24 protein-coding genes are annotated in these 23938 nt (G+C 25.9%); 5 read left to right on the top strand and 19 right to left on the bottom strand.

The window, feature by feature from the left end:
• From ACH5BK_RS02085 to ACH5BK_RS02105, 5 genes are all read right to left on the bottom strand, one after another.
• The gene (locus ACH5BK_RS02085; RefSeq protein WP_404304149.1) at nt 1-1341 is read right to left on the bottom strand and encodes a DNA recombination protein RmuC; all 1341 of its coding nucleotides are present in this window, start codon (nt 1339-1341) and stop codon (nt 1-3) included.
• On the bottom strand, nt 1334-2581 hold the full coding sequence (locus tag ACH5BK_RS02090; RefSeq protein ID WP_404304150.1) for a M48 family metallopeptidase: 1248 nt from the start codon (nt 2579-2581) through the stop codon (nt 1334-1336). Before ACH5BK_RS02090 ends, ACH5BK_RS02085 begins: the two co-directional genes overlap by 8 nt.
• Nucleotides 2582-2649: 68 nt before the next feature.
• Nucleotides 2650-3654 (bottom strand): GGDEF domain-containing protein, encoded by a 1005-nt coding sequence (locus ACH5BK_RS02095; protein ID WP_404304151.1) that lies wholly within the window; start codon nt 3652-3654, stop codon nt 2650-2652.
• Between the two features lie 75 nt (nt 3655-3729).
• Entirely contained in the window at nt 3730-4242 is a 513-nt protein-coding gene (locus ACH5BK_RS02100) for a phospholipase D-like domain-containing protein (protein WP_404304152.1), read from the bottom strand.
• A complete protein-coding gene (locus tag ACH5BK_RS02105; protein ID WP_404304153.1) occupies nt 4229-4603 on the bottom strand; it encodes a YbgC/FadM family acyl-CoA thioesterase in 375 nt (124 codons plus the stop codon). The genes ACH5BK_RS02100 and ACH5BK_RS02105 overlap by 14 nt, the downstream gene beginning before the upstream one ends.
• A gap of 123 nt (nt 4604-4726) precedes the next feature.
• Here ACH5BK_RS02105 and ACH5BK_RS02110 point away from each other — a divergent pair, with 123 nt between their 5' ends.
• A complete protein-coding gene (locus ACH5BK_RS02110) occupies nt 4727-5116 on the top strand; it encodes a hypothetical protein (protein WP_404304650.1) in 390 nt (129 codons plus the stop codon).
• Between the two features lie 6 nt (nt 5117-5122).
• Here the strand turns inward: ACH5BK_RS02110 and ACH5BK_RS02115 are convergent, their stop codons facing one another.
• From ACH5BK_RS02115 to ACH5BK_RS02140, 6 genes are all read right to left on the bottom strand, one after another.
• Complete coding sequence (locus ACH5BK_RS02115) at nt 5123-6919, bottom strand: sensor histidine kinase (protein ID WP_404304154.1); 1797 nt, start codon at nt 6917-6919, stop codon at nt 5123-5125.
• A 3-nt stretch (nt 6920-6922) separates the two neighbouring features.
• Nucleotides 6923-7297 (bottom strand): hypothetical protein, encoded by a 375-nt coding sequence (locus tag ACH5BK_RS02120; RefSeq protein ID WP_404304155.1) that lies wholly within the window; start codon nt 7295-7297, stop codon nt 6923-6925.
• Nucleotides 7278-7619, bottom strand: coding sequence for a hypothetical protein (locus ACH5BK_RS02125; RefSeq protein ID WP_404304156.1), 342 nt, complete (start codon nt 7617-7619; stop codon nt 7278-7280). The genes ACH5BK_RS02120 and ACH5BK_RS02125 overlap by 20 nt, the downstream gene beginning before the upstream one ends.
• On the bottom strand, nt 7619-8080 hold the full coding sequence (locus ACH5BK_RS02130) for an STAS domain-containing protein (protein WP_404304157.1): 462 nt from the start codon (nt 8078-8080) through the stop codon (nt 7619-7621). Before ACH5BK_RS02130 ends, ACH5BK_RS02125 begins: the two co-directional genes overlap by 1 nt.
• A gap of 94 nt (nt 8081-8174) precedes the next feature.
• Entirely contained in the window at nt 8175-9857 is a 1683-nt protein-coding gene (locus ACH5BK_RS02135; RefSeq protein ID WP_404304158.1) for a YdiU family protein, read from the bottom strand.
• A gap of 150 nt (nt 9858-10007) precedes the next feature.
• Nucleotides 10008-12551, bottom strand: a complete 2544-nt coding sequence (locus tag ACH5BK_RS02140; protein WP_404304159.1) for a methyl-accepting chemotaxis protein — start codon at nt 12549-12551, stop codon at nt 10008-10010.
• Nucleotides 12552-12726: 175 nt separating this feature from the next.
• On the opposite strand from ACH5BK_RS02140, the gene ACH5BK_RS02145 reads away from it, so the two are divergent.
• Nucleotides 12727-14160 (top strand): diguanylate cyclase, encoded by a 1434-nt coding sequence (locus tag ACH5BK_RS02145; RefSeq protein WP_404304160.1) that lies wholly within the window; start codon nt 12727-12729, stop codon nt 14158-14160.
• Nucleotides 14161-14217: 57 nt separating this feature from the next.
• Here ACH5BK_RS02145 and ACH5BK_RS02150 read toward each other — a convergent pair whose 3' ends face one another.
• Together ACH5BK_RS02150 and ACH5BK_RS02155 are read right to left on the bottom strand one after the other, a co-directional pair.
• Nucleotides 14218-15237 (bottom strand): aldo/keto reductase, encoded by a 1020-nt coding sequence (locus ACH5BK_RS02150; RefSeq protein WP_404304161.1) that lies wholly within the window; start codon nt 15235-15237, stop codon nt 14218-14220.
• Nucleotides 15238-15293: 56 nt separating this feature from the next.
• A complete protein-coding gene (locus ACH5BK_RS02155) occupies nt 15294-16271 on the bottom strand; it encodes an SLAC1 anion channel family protein (RefSeq protein WP_404304162.1) in 978 nt (325 codons plus the stop codon).
• Nucleotides 16272-16328: 57 nt separating this feature from the next.
• Between ACH5BK_RS02155 and ACH5BK_RS02160 the strand changes: the two genes are divergently transcribed.
• Nucleotides 16329-16541, top strand: coding sequence for a malate dehydrogenase (locus ACH5BK_RS02160; protein WP_404304163.1), 213 nt, complete (start codon nt 16329-16331; stop codon nt 16539-16541).
• A 65-nt stretch (nt 16542-16606) separates the two neighbouring features.
• Here the strand turns inward: ACH5BK_RS02160 and ACH5BK_RS02165 are convergent, their stop codons facing one another.
• Nucleotides 16607-17869: a cobyrinate a,c-diamide synthase gene (locus ACH5BK_RS02165; protein ID WP_404304652.1), complete on the bottom strand. Its 1263-nt coding sequence runs from the start codon at nt 17867-17869 to the stop codon at nt 16607-16609.
• Between the two features lie 107 nt (nt 17870-17976).
• Here ACH5BK_RS02165 and ACH5BK_RS02170 point away from each other — a divergent pair, with 107 nt between their 5' ends.
• Nucleotides 17977-18723 carry a metallophosphoesterase family protein gene (locus tag ACH5BK_RS02170; protein WP_404304164.1) on the top strand — a complete coding sequence of 249 codons (747 nt, stop codon included), beginning with the start codon at nt 17977-17979 and terminating at the stop codon, nt 18721-18723.
• A complete protein-coding gene (locus ACH5BK_RS02175) occupies nt 18723-19343 on the top strand; it encodes an ACP phosphodiesterase (protein WP_404304165.1) in 621 nt (206 codons plus the stop codon). Before ACH5BK_RS02170 ends, ACH5BK_RS02175 begins: the two co-directional genes overlap by 1 nt.
• Here the strand turns inward: ACH5BK_RS02175 and ACH5BK_RS02180 are convergent.
• Genes ACH5BK_RS02180 through ACH5BK_RS02200 form a run of 5 tightly spaced genes read right to left on the bottom strand, consistent with a single transcriptional unit; the run spans nt 19340 to nt 23869 of the window.
• Complete coding sequence (locus ACH5BK_RS02180) at nt 19340-20311, bottom strand: FecCD family ABC transporter permease (protein WP_404304166.1); 972 nt, start codon at nt 20309-20311, stop codon at nt 19340-19342. The genes ACH5BK_RS02175 and ACH5BK_RS02180 overlap by 4 nt on opposite strands.
• Nucleotides 20308-21006, bottom strand: coding sequence for an ATP-binding cassette domain-containing protein (locus ACH5BK_RS02185; RefSeq protein WP_404304167.1), 699 nt, complete (start codon nt 21004-21006; stop codon nt 20308-20310). The genes ACH5BK_RS02180 and ACH5BK_RS02185 overlap by 4 nt, the downstream gene beginning before the upstream one ends.
• Complete coding sequence (locus ACH5BK_RS02190; protein ID WP_404304168.1) at nt 20990-21817, bottom strand: ABC transporter substrate-binding protein; 828 nt, start codon at nt 21815-21817, stop codon at nt 20990-20992. The genes ACH5BK_RS02185 and ACH5BK_RS02190 overlap by 17 nt, the downstream gene beginning before the upstream one ends.
• 1 nt (nt 21818) lies before the next feature.
• Complete coding sequence (locus ACH5BK_RS02195; protein ID WP_404304169.1) at nt 21819-23663, bottom strand: TonB-dependent receptor plug domain-containing protein; 1845 nt, start codon at nt 23661-23663, stop codon at nt 21819-21821.
• A 20-nt stretch (nt 23664-23683) separates the two neighbouring features.
• Entirely contained in the window at nt 23684-23869 is a 186-nt protein-coding gene (locus ACH5BK_RS02200; protein ID WP_404304170.1) for a hypothetical protein, read from the bottom strand.
• Between the last annotated feature and the right edge of the window lie 69 nt (nt 23870-23938).

Here is a 23938-nt window from a genome sequence, read left to right on the forward strand (position 1 = left end):
TTATTCTTCTTCCAATAAATTTTTATTATCAATTTGTTTTTTAGGTTTTACTCCTAGATCTATAAACTCTTGTGATCTTTTAAGTAGGTTTCCATTTCCAGTTGATAGCTTTTTCATCGCACTATCATAGGATTTTTGTGTTCTATTTATATGTGTTCCAACTTCATCTAAGTCTTTTACAAATAAAGCAAACTTATCATACAAATATCCAGCTTTTTTTGCAATAAGTAATGCATTTTCATGTTGTTGTTCATTTCTCCAAATATTTTCTATGGTTCTTAAAGTAACAAATAAAGTTGAAGGAGAAACTAACATAATATTATGTTCAAAAGCTAATTTAAATAAATTTTCTTCTTCTGTACTAGCAAGTAAAAAAGCACCTTCAATAGGAATAAATAAAAGCACAAAATCTAAAGTTCTAACTCCCTCAATCTCTTCATATTTCTTAGAACTAAGTCCTTTTATATGTGTTGTTATTGATTTAACTAATTCTTTTTTTGCAAGGACTTTTTTGCCTTCATCTTCACTATTTGTATAATCAATATATGATTTTAGTGAAACCTTTGAATCTATAATAATATCCTTATTTGAAGGTAAATGAACAATAACATCAGGTCTTAATCTCTTTCCATGTTCATCGGTAAAAGAGCCTTGAGTTGAATATTCTTTTCCTTCTCTTAAACCCGTTTGTTCTAAGATAGAAGATAAAATCATTTCACCCCAATCCCCTTGAGTTTTGTTATCACCTTTTAGGGCTTTTGTAAGATTTACGGCATCTGTTGAGATTTGTTGATTTAGCTCTTTTAGATTTTTTATTTCTGTAAGTAATGAACTTCTTTGTTTTGTTTCTTCGTTATAAATATCATTTACTCTTTTCCCAAAAGAGTTTAACTGCTCTTTAAAAGGAGTTAGTAACTGATTTAAAGTGACATTTGATTTTTTTTGGCTTTGTTCGAAAACTTTTGTAGCTAAAGATTCAAACTCTAATTTCATTTTTTCTTTTGATTCTTCAAGAAGATTAATTTTTTCATTAAAAGAGTCTTCTTTTATTTTATATTCATTTGCTAAATTTTCTAATCTCAATTCATAAGTTTCAATAAGATTTTCTTGAATTTGATCAGATTGATTTTGAATAGTTTTGATTTTATCTTCATAAAAAGAGCTTGTAAGTTCTATTTTTTCATTTGCGGTATTTAATTTCAAGAATATTTCATCTTGTAAATTTTGAAGTTTGTCTTCATATTTTTGTTTAATAAAATGCAAAATAGCCATAACTATTAAAGTTATGGCTATTATAGCTAAAGTAAGTGTGAGTGTATTTACCTCAATAACACTATTCATCTATATTTAATTCCTCTTTTAAGGCATCTTTTGAGCTGTTGTGTACATCATATCCCAACTCTTTAAATCTCTCCACTAAAGGTGGGTGAGAGTAATAAAAGAAAATATAAATAGGATGAGATAAAGGAAATGATTTATTTTCATTTGCAAGCTTTAAAAGTGCATTTACTAAATCATTTTTAGATTGTAAATTTGAACCAAACTCATCTGCTGCATACTCATTATGTCTTGAAATAAGAGAAATAAGTGGCATTAAGAAAAATGATAATATTGGTGAAAAAATCATAAAAATAGCAATAATTGTTGCTGGTTCTTGATTTAGTGATAAACCTAAAAATAACTCTTCTGGTAGATTACCAAAAATACCAAAGAAAACAAACATAACAACACCCATAATTCCGATATTTTTTAGAATATCTCCATTTTTAAAGTGACCTAATTCATGGCCTAATACAGCTAGTAATTCATTGTGAGTCAATTTTTCAACTAAAGTGTCAAATAATACAACCCTTTTTGTACTACCTAATCCACCAAAATATGCGTTTAATCTGTTATCTCTTTTACTTGCATCAACTGAGAAAACTCCTGAACTTTTAAATCCAACTTCATCAAGTAATTTTTCAATTTTACTTTCTAAATCTTTGTCTTTCAAAGGTTCAAACTTATCAAACATTTTATCTCTAACTAAAGGATAAACCATATTTATGATAATAATCACAGCAAAAATAAAAGCAAATCCCCAAATCCACCATGAAGGTAAATTTTCAATGATAAATGAAATTCCAGCTATTACAATTGATCCAAAAATTAAAAATAAAATACCAGTTTTTATAGTGTCTTTTATAAATAATGAACTTGTCATATTTGAAAAACCATACTTTTTATCTAACTTAAAAGTCTTATATAAATCAAAAGGTAAAGTTAAAACCCAGTTTACTATTATAAATAAATCTATAAAAACTACAGCTTTTAACCATGTTTGCTCAACAGTAACTAATGAATCTAAAAAAGATAATCCAAAACCAATCCACATAAAGAAAATAATAAAATCGTAAAATGATGAAACAATCGCTAGTTTTTCTTTTTCTACAGCATAATTTGCTGCTTCATAATATTTGTTTTTTTCTAATATAATAGGTTCTAAATTTCTTGCATTTTTAATATAACCTACTTGCATAAATGATGTATAAATATTTAATGCAAAATATAAACAATATCCCATCACAAAAATCTCTAACACGTATAATCCTTCTATATAATATAGTCTTATATTACTATTTTATTACTTTTATTTTAGTAAAGATATTCTCACTCATTATCAATATCTTCACAATATACTTCAACTCTATTTCTTCCATTCTTTTTAGCCTCATATAAAGCTAAATCTGCTTTATGTAATAAACTATTCAAATCATTCTCATTTGGAGTTAAAACACTAACTCCTATAGAAATAGTAAACTTAACTTTTGATTTATTTGAAGTTATAAACTCTAATGATTCAATTTCACTTCTTATATGTTCTGCAACTTTTTTTGCTCCCCTTAAAGAAGTATTTGGTAAAACAACACCAAATTCTTCTCCTCCAAGTCTACCAAAGACATCACTCTTTCTTAAAAGTGATTGGGTAGTTTGAGCCATAAGTTTTATTACTTCATCTCCAACTTTATGACTATAATTGTCATTTATTAATTTAAATTTATCAATATCAATCATTAAGGTACTTAAACTCTTTTTTTCTCTACGATTATAAGATATCATTGGTCCACAAGATTCAAAAAAACTTCTTCTATTTTTAACACCGGTCAAAGAATCAGTAGTAGCTAATACATTTAGTTTTACATTAATATTATTTAGCTCTTTTGTTCTTTTATCAACAGCTGACTCTAAAACTTTTTGATACTCTTTTAATCTTCGTTCTTGTGCATTTAATTTAATAGCTTCTAAAATCATTAATTCAAAATCAACTCTTTTTAAAGTACGAGGAATAATCTTATAAACAGAAGCTTCATTAATAACTTTTTCTAAACTTTTTATATCTATAGTATCTTGGAAAATTATGTTTTTAGTATTTGGTGAGTTTTTATAAAGTTCTAAAAGAAATTCATCATACTTTAAAGATGAATTATTTTTTCCATTTATGGTGATTAAAATTTCATTACCTGCAATTATATCATTGAAGCATCCTATTAAAGCCTGTTCTGCATTAATATAACTTTCAATAATATAATCACTATCTACAATCCTTGAAAGCTTATTGTAAAGCTCATCTAACATCATTAAATCATTATCAATACAAGCTATTATATATTTCATCTTAATCTCCGATTCTGAAATATTAGCTAATTAATTTTTAAAACTATATATAACTTTTAGAGTTTTTTTTTGCTTTTAATCAAACTTTTTTATAAAGCTTTTAGACTTTTGAATTATTTTATTATCTCTTGTAAATAAAATAACTTCATAGTTGTCTTTAAAAGAATCCTTTGTCCAGTTTGTACTACCTAAAACTAAAATTTTTTCATCAAAGATTGCTATTTTAGTATGTAGTTTCTTATCTGCAATTATTGTTTTAATACCATTTTTCTCTAGTAATTTATATATTTTATCATCTTTTTTTACTTTAGATTTGTCAAAAATAACTGTAATTTTAGTTTTTTCTTTTGACTTTTCTACTAATTGTTTAGCAAACTTTTTATATGAAAAATTATACATAGAAATATAAATACTATCTTTTGATTGCTTTATCAAATCTATAATTTTATCTTTTGTTTTATCTGCATGCTTTGGTAGAAAGTAAATTTCATTAGTATTTTTTAACTCAAAAGCATCTTTTGAAAAAGCAAAACCATTAACTAAAACTAATAAAACTAAACATTTTAAAACTATACTATTTTTCATCATTTAAAACCTCGAACATCTCTTTTGGTATTTTTGTAGGTTTAAAGTTTTTTAAATAAGCCAATTTAAATGAGCCTTTAAATAAAACTTCCCCATCTCTTAAAACTTCTTGGTACATCACAACTGATGCAGCCTTTTTCTCTGTAAGCTTACAAGTAACAACTAAATCATCCCCAAATACAGCTGACTTTATATAATCAGCCTCAACATGTTTAACCACAAAAAACTCATCATCTTGATGAGGAGATAAACCTTTTTTGAAAAAAAGCTCAGACCTAGCTCTCTCACAAAACTTCAAATAGTTGGCATAATAAACAACCCCACCTACATCCGTGTCCTCATAATATACTTTTATATTTAGCACATAAACTTCCTAGTAATAATCTATAATTTTGTAATTATACATCTGTGTTTCTTTGATATATATTTTTAAAAGCAAAATATGCTAAAATCAATTTTTAAAACTTTTCATATACAAGGTGGTTTTGTGTCTATTTTTGCGTTACAGTCTTTGGCTGGTGGGTTTCTTGATGAAGATTTAGAACATTTTAATAAATATTTTGATGATTGGTGTATTCAATTTGATAGCTATGAAGATGCTGCTTTGATTGTGGAGACTTTACAAACGCCTGAAAGTATTGATATTGTTGAAATTACTCCTTTGAGTTATCCAAAGTATTTTTTTAATTCACTACAAGGTACTATCCATGTAACTAGACAAATAAATGACAATATTGTATGTGTAGTTGAACCTTACATGGGTGCTAGTTTTAGAATTGCTGTTTGTAATCTTAAAACAAAAAAAGTAAGATTATCTAAAACCCATTACAAAAACATCCCAAATGTTGAGAGTGCTTTTGCTAATTTTGGGGATTAATTATAACTAAATCCCTAAAAATATACTAACTTTAATGCCATTATTAATATTAGATATATTAATTTTACCATTTAAATTATCTTCAATAATCATTTTTGACATATAAAGTCCCATACCAGTACCCTCACCTTGTTCTTTAGTAGTAAAGTACGGTTCAAAAACTCTATCAATTATACTATCTTTAATGCCTCCAGCATTATCTTTTATCTCAATTTTATTTTCTTTTAACTCTATTTTTATTTTTGCTTTAGATACTTTATTTTTGATAAAAGCATCTTTTGAATTACTTATAAGATTTAAAATAACTTGCTGAAATTCAGTTTTTAAACCTAAAAAGTTAAAATCTTTACCTTTAATCTCAACTTCAATATCATGATTTTTCAATTGTGCTTTTTGAATATTAATTATCTCTTCTATAGAACTTTGAATTTGAAATATAGTTTTCTTCTTATCAACTCTAAAAAAGTTTCTAAAATCATCAATTGTTTGGGACATAAACTTTATCGTATTCATACTACTTTTTATATGATTATCTATAAAATCTTCATCAATTTTATTTTTTCTATAATAGTATTTTAGTTTCTGAACCTTTATTCCTATTTCATTTAAAGGTTGTCTCCATTGATGTGCAATTGATCCTATCATTTCACCCATTGAAGCTAATTTTGATTGATTTGTAAGCATTTTATCTTTTTCTTTTTCTTTTTTATATATTTCATAGTTCTTTTTATCTAAACCAACAAATAACATTTGCTTTAGTTCTTTATATTCATCATCATTTATGTTAATATATTTCAAAATTTTAAACTCGATAATAAATTTATCTTTTATATAATTAAATTTAGCATCATAAAAAAGAGGTATTATTTTTTTTACTAACTCTTCATTTAAAGGTGTATGTATTTGAAAAGTATATTCATTTACATAAACATCTAAATGTACAATATCAAATTTTAATAATTCTAAAATTATTGTTTGAACTCTTATTGATGTCATTTTATCAAACTGCAAATATTCAACCATAGTATTAACTTTTGTTCTTGATAATAAAGAATTATTTATAGAAACAAATAAGTATTTTTTTTCTAAAGCAAAAACTTCAGATTGTGAATTTGATACATCATTAGAAGTTTCGACTATTTCTTCATAGTTTGGAATATCTATCTTTTCATTATTTATAAAAGTATTATTATGTATCTTTTTTCTTACTTGTATATTATTGCCACTATATTTAAAGACAAAACAAAGTGCATCATCATCTTTTAATGCAAAATTATTTATTAATGTATTGCTTATTGTTTTTAAATCATCAATATTAACAATTTCAGATAAATAATTGCTATAGTCATTTATACCATCAGTGGAAATTATAATACTTGTGTTATCTGATAATTTTATAAGATTATGTTCTATAGTTGAAGGAATCTCTAAACCTATAACACCATTTTGTTTTTTTAATATATTTACATGATTTTTTTTGATTAGATGAAGTTTTAGATTTCCAATACAAATATAATGTAACACAGGGAGTTCTTTATTAACTCTTCCAATAAATAAAGTCATACCATATTCTTTTACAGACTTCATAGAACTAATATGATTAAATAAATCAAATATCTTATTTTCTTTATTTAAGGTTACTTCTTTTTCTATTTTTAAAGCTAGCTCATATATCTTGAAATTACCATGTCCTCCAATATCCCCAATACAAATTAGATAAGAATCTTCACAGTCTAGTAAAAATGCAAAATCTCCACAATTTTTTTCAGAAATAAAAGGTTTTACAGATTTTGAATATTCCATCATTTAAAACTCCTTAAAACAACAAATCTTTGTCCCTATATTTGAAGTTGTAATTTTTATATCATCACACATTCTAAAAAGAGAAGGAAGTCCAAGCCCTAAACTATTCGCTGTACTAAACCCTTCTTTTAAGCTGTCTTCTAAAGTTAATGAAAAACCTTTTCCTGTATCATTTGCATTTATTATAAACATATTATTTTGTGAAGCTATTGAAAATTCTCCTAAAGGTGCAAACTTAATAATATTATATATAATCTCAGAAGATATAATAACTACTTCTGATACAATGATTTTATTTTTAGTCTTAGACAAAACAAATTTTTCAATTTGCGAAATTATAGATTGTATATCTGTCGATTTATTTAATTGAAATTGCATCAATTGCGTCTTTTACATCTAAAGTCGTAGTAAATTTTATTTTATCTATAAAAGTATAAATTAAAGATGCACTATAAGGGTTTATTCCACATACAATGGATTTTACTCCATTTAAGTGTAATGTATCAACTATTTTTTGAACACTTTGAATATCACTACTTGTTAAAACATCAATATTTTCAAAGTTAAAGACAACTTTTAAAATTTCATTCTCTGAAATTAATTTTGAAAACTCAAAATAATAATTTTGAATATATAAATCTTCAATATCGATATCAATAACAATAATATCATCAAATATAGAGGTATTACTTTTTAACATTACTTTTTCTTTACTAATTCATAACCAATATATTCATAAGCTTTTATCATCGAATCTTTTAAAGTATTTGTTGTTTCAATATCTGAGGTATCAACTCCTAAGTTAACAATATTTGTAGCAATTACAGGAGAAATACCAGATATAATTGAACGACATCCCATAAGATTAGTTGCTTTAGCTATTTTTATTAAATGTGATGCAACAGAACTATCAACTACTGTAATTCCTGCTATATCAATAACAACTACTTTTGTTTCATTGATTTTTATATTTAAAAGAATATCTTCCATAATTTTTTGAGACTTTGTAGAATCCATTGTGCCAACTAAAGGTATCATTAGTACCGATTCTGCAATTTTTAATAAAGGTATATCAAATTTAGATCCAGCCAATTCGTTTTCTAAATCATTTATTTTAGATTGTTGGTTCTTAATTTGCTGTTCTTGTGTTACTTGACTCATAGTCGCTCCTTTTATATTTTGTTATATAATACTATATAAAAGTAGCAATAAAATAATAAATAACTGTTTTTAGAATAATATTTATTAAATTTTATTAAGAAGAACAACTTACATGAGATATTCCTGCTATATCAAAAAGCTCAGAAGGCTTTAATCTATAGTATTTTTTTTCTACTTCTTTTGATTGTTCTAAATATGGATTATTCATTATTTCTTGCAGTTCATGAATTAAACTATAATCACCTTCATTTGCTTTTTCATAAGCAGGTACTAAAAACCATTCTCTTAGTGTATATTTAGGATTAATGCTTTTCATTTCCTTAGAAATTTCATCTTTTGATTTTAAAGAACTACATATATGTAAATTCCATTTTTCAAGCCATTTTTCCCATCTATCTTTTAAGCTTTGATTATCATCTATTTTCTTATAGAAACTTTTTTTAAGTGTTTGTATATCATTTGGCAAAGAAGATAATTCTCTAAAAAATATAGTATAATCAACTTGTGTTTCAATCATAAGAATTATTAATTCTTTAAATAGATTTTCATCAAACTTATCAACTCCAAGTTTTTTTGACCACATTACTTCCATCTTCTCTTGCATAATATCAGCAAAGCCTATTTCTATTTCTTCTAGTTTTTCTAAATATTTTTTATTATCTTCAAGTAAAGGCTTTAAAGAAAGACAGAACATCTTAAAGTTTTGTCTCGCTGCTTCTGGCTGATTGAAAAAAGAGAAGTGAACTCCCCCTCCAGTCCAAGGTTGATACCTCGGATGAAAATTGTCTATAAAACCAAAAGGGCCATAATCAAGAGTAAAACCACCAACTGAACAATTATCACTATTAAAATTACCTTGGCAGTATCCAACTCTTATCCAATCTGCTACTAGTGAAGTAAGTCTATTTCTAAAACTTTTAGCAAATAATATTATCTTATCTTCTAAAGTTAAATCTTCACTTATTTCTGGATATTCTCTTTTAATAGCATATAAAACTATTTGCTCCAACTCTTCTTTTGCTTTTAAATGTTCATTTTTCCTTGCTCGTCTGCCAAACAGCTCTAATTGACCTACTCTTAAAAAAGAAGGGGCAACACGTGTTGAAATAGCAACTTTTTCATCTATCATAAGTTCAGGATCTTTTGAATATGAACCTTTTGTAAACCATGGTCTTTTTACTGTTTCACTTTTAGAAGAAAAAAGACATAAAGATCTTGAAGTAGGTATTCCTAACTTATACATTTGTTCTTGTGCTAGAAATTCTCTTATACTAGAACGTAAAACTGCCCGTCCATCAGCACCTCTACAATATGGAGTTCGTCCAGCACCCTTTAGTTGCATTTCCCAGCGTTTACCATTTAAAACTGCTTCTAGAATAGAAATTGCTCTTCCATCTCCATATCCATTTCCTGTTTGAAAAGGGCATTGTTGATAATACTCAGTACCATAAATAGATAAGGCATAGCCACAAGCCCATCCAGTTTTTTTTAGAGGAAGAGGTAAATTTGAAGTATTTCCTGAAAACATTTTTATAAAATCTTCTGATGTAGCTATAGTATCATCAAAACCTAATTCTTCAAAAAAATTCTTACTATGTGCTATATATATTGGATCTTTAATTGGTGTAGGATTCACAGGTACATAATGACCATTAAAAACCTCTTTTGGAAAATGATTTTGCCCATCTTCATTTGAGGAAGGATCACTATTTAAAGTACTGAGTAAAGAATAATCAGCAAATTTGGCAAGTTCATTTAATTTTTTAATTTTTTTCATATTAACTTTGTCTTTCATATTAATTTTCTATTGATAAATATTATTGAGTAATTATACATTTGACTTTCTTTAATAATCATTGATGTATATAAAAAGTAAAAAAAAATTAGAATTTGATAAGATAAAGAACACAGAAAATCTGTGTTCTAATTAATGTCCACAGTTAATCTCTCTTACTCTATTTAATAAATGAAAAACTTGATCAATATTTTTCTCTATATTTTGAGTTACTGCAAAAATCTGACCATTATCATAATCTTCTGCATATAAATCAACTGTATCTTGTACCATTGTATGTACTTTTTCATGAGCAATTTTTAAATCTTTCCATTCTTGAGAATTAGCAAAAGATGAATTTTCATTTTCATCAATCCATTTTCCTAAATTACATTCATGATGGTTTTTTACATTAAATTTAAAACCTTCTTTACATTGCGAAAAGTTTGTATTTTTAAATACAATATGATCTGACTTTAATTTATTTAAATCAAAAATCATATCAGTATTACATATTCTTTTTCTTGCATTATCATCAAAACTAGTTTTATTTACAACTCCTTGTAACTGTACAGCAAGAGAAGTAGTATTTTCAGCCATCATACTAATATTTGATGCTAAAGAAGCATTTTGCTGGGTTGCTTGATCTAAAGAGTTTACGGTATCATTAATTTGATTCATTGCTAATTGTTGTTCTTTTGAAGCAGTTGCTACATCATTTATAAGTTCAATAGTTGCATTAATATTTTCATCTAGTTCATTATATCCATCTATCATTTCTGTTGCTACTGTTTTTCCTGTTTTAGCCTTATTTGTAGCACTTTCCACTAAATCTTTTATCTCTTTTGCAGCATCTGCACTTCTATTTGCTAGATTTCTTACTTCTTGAGCAACAACTGCAAAACCTTTTCCAGCTTCACCTGCTGTTGCTGCTTCTACTGCTGCATTCAATGATAGAATATTTGTTTGGAATGCTATTTGATCAATTATTGAAATAGATTCGTAAATATCATTTACTTCCATACTTAATTCATCCATAGATTTTGAAGTTCTTGAAGCTAACTCTCTTCCTTTATCATTTGACTTCATCACACTTTGTGCATAATTTGCCATTTTTGCAGCACTTTGGCTACTTTTATTTATAGTTGCTGAAACTTCTTCAATAGCTGCGGCTGTTTGTTCTAAAGATGCAGCTTGAGAATTTGAAGAATCACTTAATTTTCTCGATGAAATTGTTAAATCATTTGCACTCTTTGTTAGTTCTTTATTTGACTTATCAATTAAACACATCACTTCATTAATTGTTGATTGTGTTACTTTTGTACCACTCATTAAAGAAGCTAAAATACCAGTTAAACCTTTAATATGAGGTATTTTATAATCATAGTTTGCATTTGCTAATGCAACTAAAGAATCAGATAAAATAAGTAAATTATTTTGTAAAGTTTTTATCATACTATTGATTTCTTTTACTAAAGAATCTACCTCTTTTGAATGAGCTGTTCCTTTTATAGTATCATTTAATAAACCTGCATTTACTTTTTCAATAATAAGCTTAGTTTCTTCAATAACTTTTCTATCTTGCTTAACACCTTCTTGAATAAAATCCAAATATCCATTAAAACTTTTTACTAAATCTCCTATTTCATCATTTGAAGTTATTTCAAGTTTTTTAGTTTCTGAATTTTTATTATCTTTAATTGTATCAATAGAATCTTTTAAGCTTAAAAGTGGTCTTAATATATTATTTTTCATATTTATTAGTGAAACTATCATAGTTAAAATTAAAGCTATAACTAAAATTATTAAGGCACTCCAAATTATTGATGAAGTATGTTCAACAGATTTCATTACAATATTAATAGGTCTAGCAGATAAAGCTAAACCTAAACTTTTGTTATTAAAATCTTTTATCTCAACAAAAGAGTAAAAATATTTATCAGATATTAAATATTTATTGTCTTTTAATTTTTTAAAGTCTATTGTTTTAGCATCTTGTAAAAATGCTTCATTTACAAACTTTTGAGATATTATATAATTTCCAAGTTTTTTATCTTCAGCAACTTTAGCTACAGCTAAAGAACTATCCATTAAAAGTAAAAAAGCATCTCCAATTTTATCAAAAGACTTAGCAACAGAATTAATCCCTTGCATAAACTCTAACGAACCCAAATGATTATTATCTAAGTCAAATACAGGAACAACAGCCCTAATACTAAGTCCTGCTTTCCCTACTTCAAAGGTATTTACAACTTTTTTTGTATTATTAACCTTAACAACACTATGTCTAAAAGAGTTTAAATCATCTCCAAATTTATCTATTTTCCAAGATCTTAAAAATGAGTGAGAATCTTTTGTGTGAATATGTACTTTAATATTTTTAAAAGGAGTTGATTTCTTCATACTCTTTGATAAATTACTTAAGGCATTTATTGCTAAATCTCTGTCATTTAAAGATAAAGCTTTTTTTATTTCTCCATCATTTGATATTGAAACTGCATTTGAGATACCTACATCAAGCTTTCCTTTGATTTTGAGTTTTGATAAAGTTGTTAAATCTTTTTGTACATTATTATATACTTCAAGGGTTAAACCTTTTTTGTAATAGTTTAAAACAACATATCCAATAACTAACATCAGCAATGTAACCATTATTGTTATCAAAGAAAATTTTTTTGATATACTCAAGTCTTTCATTTAAATCCTTTATAATAAAAAGTTATATATTTTACAATTTTCTATATTAATATATGTTATATTTAATGATTATTTTACTTCATATATTATTATTTTTTATGATTTATCATATTCATTAGCCTTTAAATACATTTAAGCTATCATAAAAAACATATAACAATTTGAAAGTTTTACCATGAAAAATGACTTGAAAATAATAGCTACAATTTCTTTTTTATTGATATTTTTATCAATAACAGTATCTTTTATTAACTTTTTAGTATCTCTTGAAAGTACGCAAAAAGATTTAAAAAATTACTCTTTACCTTTATCAGTAGACAACATATATTCTGAAATACAAACTCAAATAATAAAACCAAATCTTATTTCCTCTATGATGTCAAATGATACTTTTTTAAAAGACTGGCTATTAAATGAAGAAGAAAATAGTGAAAAAATTAGACGTTATTTACAAATGATAAAAAATAAATACAGTATGTTTGTTGCTTTTTTAGTTTCTGAAAAAACTCAAAAATATTATACACAAGATGGATTATTGAAAACTTTAGAAAAAAATAATCAAGAAGATAAATGGTATTATAGATTCAAATCTATTCAAGATAAACATGAAATAAATTTAGATTATAATGAGAACTTGGATAATTCTCTTATTATGTTCATAAATTATAAAATCTTTGATTTAGACTATCAGCTTATAGGAACTACAGGAATAGGATTAAAAATCTCTTATGTTAATAAAATGCTTAAACATTTTAGACAAAACTATAAGTTTACTGTTTACTTTGTAGATGAAAATGGAAAAGTAGTATTATCAGAAAGAAAAATAGATTCTATAAAAAAGCTGAGTGATATACCTAGTTTAGCTAAGATACAAGAGCAAATCCTTTCTAAAAAAACAAAAGTATTTGAATATACAAGAAACAATGAAAACTATCTAATAAATACAAAATACGTGCCTGAATTAAATTTACATCTAATAGTTGAAGCAAAAATTGATGACTTTATGAAGACTGAATACAATACTTTTTATGCAAATTTACTTGTATCACTATTAGCTACTTTTATTATAACTATTCTTATAATATATAGTATAAAAGGTTTTAATAAAAAACTAGCATATTTAGCTCATAATGACTCTTTAACAGATTTATTAAATAGAAGATCCTTTAATAATAATTTAAATAACTTCCATAAAGTTGTAAAAAGAAATAGAAAGCCTTTTAGTCTTCTATTTTTTGATATTGATAATTTTAAAAATATAAATGATACTTATGGACATAAAATAGGAGATGAAGTTCTAAAAGAAGTTTCAAAACTTTTAAAAGAAGAATTAAGAGAAGCTGATTTAAAGTGTAGATGGGGTGGAGAGGAGTTTATAATTGGACTTAATGATACTAATATAAATGAAGCTTTAAAAACAGCAGAAAAACTACGCAAAAAAATACAAAGCAATCTTGTTCTAATTAATTTAATTAAAAAACCTGTAACAGCAAGTTTTGGGGTAACTGAATTAAAAACTAATGAAGATATTGATACAGCTATAACAAGGGTTGACACTGCAATGTATGAAGCAAAACAAAGTGGAAAAAATAAAGTAGTAGCTAAATAAAACAATAAATTAATTCTCTAAGTTTAAAATTTAAAACTTAGAGAATCAAATATTCAATTACCCCATTGGGTATAAAATCTCTTTTTGAACTTCTTCTATTTTTTTCATAAGTTCATCATCTATTTTAAAATCAAAGGCTGCTAGAGATTCATTTACTTGATTTAATGTTCTAGCCCCAATAATAGTAGAAGCTACAAAATCAAAGTGTTTTGAATAGGCAACTGCTAGTGTTACAGGTGATATCCCATACTCTTTTGCTAATTGCATATATTTTTTTGTGGCTTCAATAGTCTTCTCATTTACAAATCTATTTGCCATTGCCTGAACTCTTGGACTTTTATTTTTGATATAAGCTGTAAATCTACATCCATCAGGATATAAACCATTGTTATATTTTCCAGCTAAAACCCCTCCAGCAATTGGAGAGTATGGAAGAAGTGAGATATTTTCATTTCTACATACAGTAGCTAATTCATCTAAAAATCTTGGATTTAGTAATGAAAAATTATTTTGTATTGATTCAAATCTAGCTAATTTATTATTTTTTGCAGTTTCATTTGCTTTTGTAAGTCCATAAGCACTATCATTTGATGTTCCTATATATCTTACTTTTCCCTCTTTTACTAAATCATCAAAAGCTCTTAATGACTCTTCAATAGGCACTACTGTATCAGGCCAGTGCATTTGGTATAAATCTATATAATCTGTATCGAGTTTCTTTAAACTTCCCTCAACTGCTCTTTTAATATGAAAAGAATCAATTGCTGTAAGACCATGTCTAATAGGTGGCACAAACCACCCAGAAGCTGCTCCTGCAACTTTTGTGGCTAAGATTATTGAGTCTCTATCTTTTGTTTTTAACCACTCACCTACCCATTGCTCAGTAATTCCTGCTGTATTTGCTTTTGGTGGAACTGGATAAAGCTCTGCTGTATCATAAAAGTTTATTCCATTGTCATAAGCTTTATCCATTATTTTAAAAGCCTCTTCTTTAGATGTAGTAGAACCAAATGTCATTGTTCCCATACAAATAGAAGATACTCTTAATCCACTTTTCCCGATATATCTAAAATCCATAATAATTCCTTCAAATTTTTAAAAATATTTTTTTATTATATCTTGAAAAGTTTAAACTATTCCATTATACAAATCTCTTTTTTACTTATATGAATAATAGTCTCTTTAGCTACTAAAAGCACTATTATAGTTGTAATAAAAGCTAGTATATAAGAAATATAAGCATAAAGTTGTACTTTTGTTAATTCATACATTAAAATTGTAGCAAGAGTTATTGCAGCCATTGGAAAAGTAAATGCCCACCATGAAATAAAAAATTTTATATTCATATAGTTTTTATACATTACAAAAACCAAAATTGTAAAAAATAGACCTAAACTATATAAAATATGAGCAAAAAAATCTAAACTTAAAGTAAGTTTTATATAAGCTATAAACCCTATAGCAGGTGGAGCTATAAGTATAAAAAGTGTTGGCATAAATTTTGCAGCAAATTGTTTGTGAAAAATTATTCTATTTAAAATAATCGAAAAAAGAATAATCCAAAAGAAAATTCCAATTGAAAAATAAAAATATAAAACCGAACTATGGATAAAGCCTTCACCTGAAATTGGTACTATTAAATTTCCAACAATAGGAATAAACCAAGCTGGATTTGAGTGGGCTATTTCAAGATTATTATTTATCCAAAATTTTATAGTATAAAAAGTAAAAAATATATGAGCAAAAGCTCCTATATAAAATAATACTTCTGAAATATCAATATTAATATGTCTAAAAAACATTGATATAAGAAGAGTAGAAATTGACGAAGCCGCAAAAAAATTAACTCTAATTGGATGCGATATCTCTGCTTTTACTTCTTTAGAATATAAAAAAATCTTGAATAAATATGTTACTACTATTATTAAAAATAAACCTGTTGAAAAAAGCCCTAAAGATAAACCAAATATTTTTGAAATAGAAAAAGCCTCACTAAATTTATAAAAAACTAAAGACAAGCCTGAAAGTCCCATGATTATCGCAAACATCATGATAGGGAAAAATTGAAGTCTATTTGATGGAATTGCTTTAATTGATTCACTATTTTGCATCTATTAAATCCTATTAAGAAAAATTTATTATAATTAGAAAAAAATTAGGAATTCTAAATGGCAAAGAGCAAAAAAACAATCATAGATTTAAAAAATATGAATCTATCTTATGAAGAAAGAAACTATAAAATAAAACTTCAAAGTTTCAAAACTTCTTCAATGACTTTAGATGTTCAAATCTATGAAAAAAATCAATTTTTAAAAAATAATACGATTGTTTTTGCTCACTTACCAAAAAAGCTTAAAGCTAAACTAAATCCTCTATTCTAACTACAATTATAATTATATCTTATTTATTTTAAATAAACTTTACTTATATATAAGTTCTGATTATATTATACTAAATATCTTTTTATTTTTTGAAAATTTGCCCTAAACATTGTATGTAAATATGTTCCAAAAACATTGTTGTTTTTAAAAGCTGCGTCTTTTTCATACTCACCTTTTTTCTTATATAAAGTATATTCACCTTTTATTTTGCTACTTACACTTGTATAATGAAAAGCATGACCTGTAATACCTAAATCATTATCATAATATCCCATTCGAATAAATCTTTTATTTAATGTAAAATCTAAAGGAAGCAAGCCCAACATTTTCTTATCATCACAAACTTCACCTAAAACTATAAGACCAGCACACTCACCATAAACTTTTTTTGTTTTTGCATGTTCTTTTAGTGAAGCTTGAAAGTTTTTAGAGTTTTCAAATCTTTCATAAGACTCTTTCGTTTCGATATAACCACCACAAATAAACACACTATTTGCATCACTTGGAATAATCTCATCATTTACACTATTTACAATACTTACTTTTGTAAAGTGTTCTTTTAAAAACTCTAAATTATCATGATATAAAAAAGAAAAGTTTTTATCAAAAACAACTGCTATGTGTTTATCTATTTTCTCTACTTTTTCAAAGGGATAGATTATTTCTTCTTTTTCATATTTAGTTATCTCTTCAAGTTTTTGTAAATCTATGTTTTTAAGCACTTCCTTTGAAAGTTCTTCTATTTTATCTTCTTCACAATCTTTTAAAGCTAAACCTAGATGAGTTGAACTTAAAGCTTCTAAGTCTTTTTGGATATAACCTAAACAAGCTACATCATTAAAATCTTTTTCAATTTGATTTTTTATAAGTTCATAATGCCCTTGGGATGATATATGATTAAATACAACTGCTTTTATAGTATTATCTTTTCTGTACTCTTTTAAGCCTTTTATAATAGCACTTAAAGTTATATATGAACCACTTGCGTCTAAAATAATGATTGTTGAGATATTTAAAAGTTTTGTTACATCATAAGCTGATGAGTTTTTATCCATTCCATCATAAAAACCCATAACCCCTTCTAAAATAGAAAACTCTTTATTACTATAATTTGAAAACAACCATTTAACACCCTCTTTTTTACATATATTTATATCTAAGTTTACACTTGGTGTTTTAGAGATTTTTTCATGAAATTGAGGATCGATAAAATCAGGTCCTATTTTAAAAGGTCTTACACTTTTTTTGTAGTGGTAAAGTAAAGAAGTTGTAAGGATTGTTTTTCCTTGGTTTGAGGCAGTTGCACTAATACATAAAGCTTTTATAATCTGTCCTTTTTATTATTTATGAAATTTTACTATTTTTTCTTAATTACCTAACTTACAAAGAACCTTCAATTTGATATAATCCAAAAAAAGTTCAAATAAGGAAATAGATGAAAATTGCTATTATTTCAGATATAAAATCAAATGTTTACGCACTAGAAGAAGTAATAAAAGATATAAAAGCAAAAAATATAGAAGTAGTTTTAAACCTAGGTGATATGTTTTATGGCCCAATAGAACCAAGAGCTACTTATGAGTTAATAAGAGAAAATAAGTTTATAAATATCATGGGTGATGAAGATAGAAAAATCCTTGAAGCTTCACTTGCACAACTAGAAGAAGATGAAACATTAAAATATGTTTATAATGATTTAGGTGAAGATGTTTTATACTGGATTCAAGAGCTACCTTTTGAGAAAATAATAGGTGGAACTTACTATATGATTCATGGAACTTACTTTGATGATACTCAATATTTACTTGAAGATATAAAAGATGAACAATTAGTTCCAAGAGAAGATGAACAAATCATAAAACTTACAGATGATATTGAAGCACCTTTTATTTTCTGTGGAAACTCTCATATTCCAAACTACAAAAAACTAAATAGTGGTCAAATTGCTATTAATCCTGGTTCAGTTGGATTACAAGCTTTTAGTAAAGATGAACCAAAACATAAGATAGAAAACAACACTCCAAATGCTTCATATATGATACTAAATATCGAAGATAATAAATTTTCTATGGATCATGTAAGAGTTGCTTATGATTATGAAAAAGCAGCCCAAAAGGCACAAGAGAATGGAAGAAAAGATTGGGCTTATGCTCTTAGAACTGGTAAAGTAAAAGAAGCCTAATGAACTGGCTTGCTCATGTACTTCTATCAAAAAAATCAATTGATTTTCAAATAGGAAATTTTATAGCTGACCCATACAAAGCAAGACCTTGGGAAAATGCAAGTAATGATTTAAAAAATGGTATGCACATACATAAAATCATTGATTCATACTCTGATAAACATGAAGCGTTTAAAAGAAGTAAAAAAAGACTAAAAGAAAAAGGTTTATTAAAAGGAATAATCATAGATTTTGTTTATGATTATTTACTTACTAAGAACTGGGATAGGTACTGCAATATAAAACTTGAAGATTTTACGCAAGAGTTTTATGAAAGAGCTTATATTCAAAAAGATAGTTATCCTCTAAGAGCAAATCAAATAGTAGAAAATATGATAGCAAGGGATTTACTAAACTATAGTGACTTTCTTCATCTAAAAAAAGCTTTTCAAAGACTTGATATGAGATTATCTCCTAAATTAGCCCAAAGAGATAGTGCTATTTCTTACTATGAAATAGTTTGTGAAAAAATAGATGAACTTGAAGAAGATTTTTTAGAGTTTTTTCCTGATTTAATCAAAAGAGTAAATGAAGAGTTAAAAGCAGTTGAAGAAGAAAAACTAAATCATATAAAGATTTAGTTTCCTTCATTTGCTTTTTTGTTTCTTTTTATAAGAAGATATACAAAAAATGGCGCTCCAATAAATGCAGTCACAACACCAATAGGTAAACTTGAAGCTGTATTTAAATTTCTAGCAATCATATCAGAAACTACTAAAAATATTCCCCCGAAAAAGAAAACAGGAAATATTAATTTATCTGCACTTTTTTTATAAATAAGTTTGATTATATGAGGTACTACTAACCCTATAAAACCAATAGGTCCTACAAAACTTATACAAACTCCAACACTTAAGGAAATTACTACTAATAAAAGTAAATTTAATTTATGTACATTTAGACCTTTTAGAAAGGCAGTATCGTTACAAATCAAAAGAAGTTTTATATTTTCTTTATTTTTATAAACTATAAAATACATAAAAATAGCAACACCAAATACCACCCAAAAACTAGTAAATCCAACAGTATCTAAACTACCAAGAGTAAACCTAATAATTGAATAATTTTGCTGTAAATCACTCATATAAAATACCAACATTAAAGCAGATGAATAAAAATAAGATAATGCAATACCTATTAATAAAATAGAATTTGTAGATACAGCAATACTACTTTTATTTATATTCTTAGAAATAAAATATAAAATAATTATAGTAAGAAGTGAACCAAAAGCAGCAGAAACTGAGAGTATCATAGCAGGGAAGAACACTATAGACAAAGCTGTAAAAAGTGTAGTACCACTTGCTATCCCTAAAGTATAAGGAGTTATCAAAGCATTTTTAAAAATAATCTGAAAAACCAAACCACCTAAAGCTAAAATACCACCTACAAAAAATGCAAGTAAAACTCTTGACACTCTTAAATCCCAAAACACCTTATAACTCATAGTAGTGCTATCTAAAAGTTCATTTAGATTTAATGAAATTTCACCAACAAAAGGAGCAAAAATTAAAGCTGTAAAACTTAAAATATACAAAACTATTTTCATAAGTTCACCACCAAATGCTCATTTACTTTTATAATAGACTTATTGTAAAACTTTTCTAGATTTTCATTTGAAAAGAACTCATCATTTTCCCCAAAAAACTCTATTTTCCCATCTTTTAAATAAAGAACTTTAAATTTTAAAGCATAAGCTAAATCAAGATTGTGAGTTATAACAATCTTTTGTTTTAAATAATCTGCTTTAAAAATATCATATACTTCTTTTAATCTACTAATATCTAAGTTTGCTGTAAGCTCATCAAAAATCGTAATATTTGCATCATGCATTAAACTAGAGCCTAAAAGAACAAGTTGTTTTTCACCAGAACTAAAAGCTTTACAATATCTATTTTCTAATCTTTTTAAGTTTAATAAATTTATAACTTCATCTACTTTTTTAGGGGTTACATAATCTATAGAAGATAATTCTAAAAACTCTTTTAGTGTAATATATTCATCAAAAATTGATAATTTTGGAGGTATATAATTTATAAGTTTTGCTCTTTTAGCATCACTTATATCTTTTATATTTTCTCCAAAAAGTTTAACATTGTTGTTTGTGATTAGATTTGACAGAACTTTTGCTAGAGTTGATTTTCCAGCACCATTTTGCCCTAAAATAATCAAATTTTCATTCTCTTTCAATGAAAAGCTTATATCATATAAAATATCACTGTTGTAATTACTTATCTCTAACATTTTCTAAAATCTTTTTAAAATCTTTCATAAAATATATAACCCTTTGACTTGGTATACCCGCATAAAGTTTATGAACAGTATAAATATCACTATTTTTACTTGCATTTATAGGCAAACTTTTCCAAAGCCCTTTTAGTTTTTCTCTCTCTTGTTTTTTTCCATCTAAAAACGGAGTTAAAAGCACTATTATATCAGGATTCATATTTATAATTTTTTCTGTATTTACTACAGGTTGACTAGTACTTGTTGAAAAAAAAGCATTTTTATTTCCTGAGGCTTTTATAATATCTTCAAAATATAAAAAATTACCTGTTACATAAATCTGATTTGATAAGCTATTTCGTGGACTTATAACTATTAATATTTTTTTATTTTCTACTATGTTTTTTAAAGCTTTTAAAGAGTTATTGATATCATTTACTAACTCTTTAGCTCTTTTTTCTTTTTTAAAATACTTACCTAAAGTAGAAATTGTATTTTTTATATCATCAATAGTTTGAGTTTTAAAAGTAAGATTTTTAATTCCAAGATTTTTAAGATTTTGTTGCATTTTCTCATCATAATCTTGACCAATTACAACAGAAGGGTTTGCTTTTAAAATCTTTTCTAAAGAGATATTTGCATATCCCCCTACTTTAGGTATTTTTTTAGACTCTTCGGGAAAATCACAATACCGAGTATTAGCAACAACACTCTGCCCCATACCTAAAGCAAAAACAATCTCATTTATTGAAGGAGCCAAAGTAACTACTCTATGGCTCCCAAATAAATTTATACATAAAAATAGAAGTATAAATATATGTTTTTTCATATTAGAACTTGTAGTTTAAACCAACATAAGCACTTCTACCTGCTGTTGCATATCCATCAACAGTTTGATAATACTTATCTGTAATATTATCAACTTTTAAGTATGTTGATAAATTTTTATTTACTTCATAATTAACTACAGTATTCCATAAAGTATATCTACCTGTTTGTCTACCTTTTTTATCATCTTTATTAAATCTTGTACCTACATACGAACCATTTACATTAATATGAGTCTTAGAAAATCCATAATAATCAACTGCAAAGTTTAAATTTCTTTTAGCTCTTCTTGCTAAGTCTTTCTTATCTGAATCTTTAGCACTCAAATGAGTATAATTTAAAGACATTATTGTATCCTCAAATACATCTTTTTTGTAAGATAGTTCATAACCTTTTATTTTTGACTTGCCATTGATATTTCTATAGTGACCATCATTATTACTCCAATTAGAAGGTGTTGGGTCATACCAATCAATTAGATTTTCTACTTTAGTATCAAAATATGTTAGCTGAAAATTTTTATATGAAACTGTTAAATCAAAACCTTTTGTTTCTTCAGGTTTTAAATTATCATTTTTTGAACCCCAAGGATTTAAAATTCTAATAATATTAGGTGCATTATAAGCTGTACCATAATTTCCACTTAAAAATAAATCTTCATTTAAATTATATTTTAAACCAAATTTACCAGTTAATTTTGAACCAAAATTAGAAAAATCATCTCTTCTTAAAGATTGAGTGGCAACAAATTTATCAAATACATTTGTATTAGTTAAATATATAACTTTATTATTATTACTTTTAACTCCTATGTTACTATTTGCTTCTGTATATTCAACTTCATTTTCTTCATAAGATGTACCTAACAATAAGTTTCCATTATCATAATACACAATATTATCCATAATATCAAAAACTTTTGTTTCTCCATCATATTTTTCTACTCCAGATGTAACATTCATTAATTCTTTGTTAAAATCTGATAACTGATATTTTATATTAATATTATGGTTAGCATATAGCTTATTATAATTAAGTGAATATAAATTAGTTTTTGAAAAACTTCCTTTTTCTCCATTAGGGTTATTATAAGAATCATATTCAACAAAAGAATTAATATGATTCATTCCAAGAGATATAAAATCAGAATCTGTAATATTAAATGTAGTTTTAGCATTAATAGTTGTATTTCTATAACTATCTTTTTCATAATCATCCAAAGTATCTCCATAAGGTAACTGAGAAGAAAACCCATCTGATAGAACTCTATTAATACTTATTTTAGCACTATACTTGTCTGTTTTATTAGAAATATTTGCACCAAACTTCTTTGTTTGAAAACTTCCAATTTCAGAATTAATTGAAGCTGAAAAACCTTTTTTTGCTTCTGAAGTTATAATATTAATTACACCTGCACTTGCATCTGCACCCCATATACCAGATTGAGCTCCTTTTAATACTTCTATTCTTTCAATATCACTTATCATCAGGTTTTCAAACGAAGCTCCACTTGTATTTGAAGGGTCTTGATATCTTACACCATCTATTAATACTAATATTCTACTAGTATCCATTCCTCTTAAAAAAACTGATGAACTATTACCTAATCCACCATTTGAAACTATAGAGATACCACTTAAGGATTTTAAAGCTTCATTTACAGTAGTAAAATGTCTCTCTTCTATTTCTTGGCTTGTAATAACCTCAATATTTGAAGTAACGTCTTTGATTGATTGTTCTGATTTTGTAGCACTTGTAACAGTTATAGCATCTAAAGTTTGATTTGCAGTTAAGTTTGTTGCTATTAGTAAGCTTGCAACTAAGCTTGTAGTTAATTTTTTATTCATTATTTTCCCTTGTTTTATTTCTATATGTGATTTGTTAAATTTATTTTGATTGGTTTTAATTGTTTACTTAATAGTAATTTTGTAATTTTTGGTAAATCTTTGCTTCGCATTGAGCTTACAGTACAGTAAAATGAGTGCATTTTTCTATCAACAGTAGCAGCTAAGACACCAAAAAACGTGAAGTATTTTTTTGATTTACTAATCATAATATTCCTCCTTTAAAAAATTTTGTAGTTTTAAAATGCGGAATTATATAGAATTTTTGTTAAAAAGTA

Origin of the sequence: Arcobacter sp. YIC-80, assembly GCF_044841725.1 — a bacterium.
Lineage (GTDB): Bacteria > Campylobacterota > Campylobacteria > Campylobacterales > Arcobacteraceae > Arcobacter_B.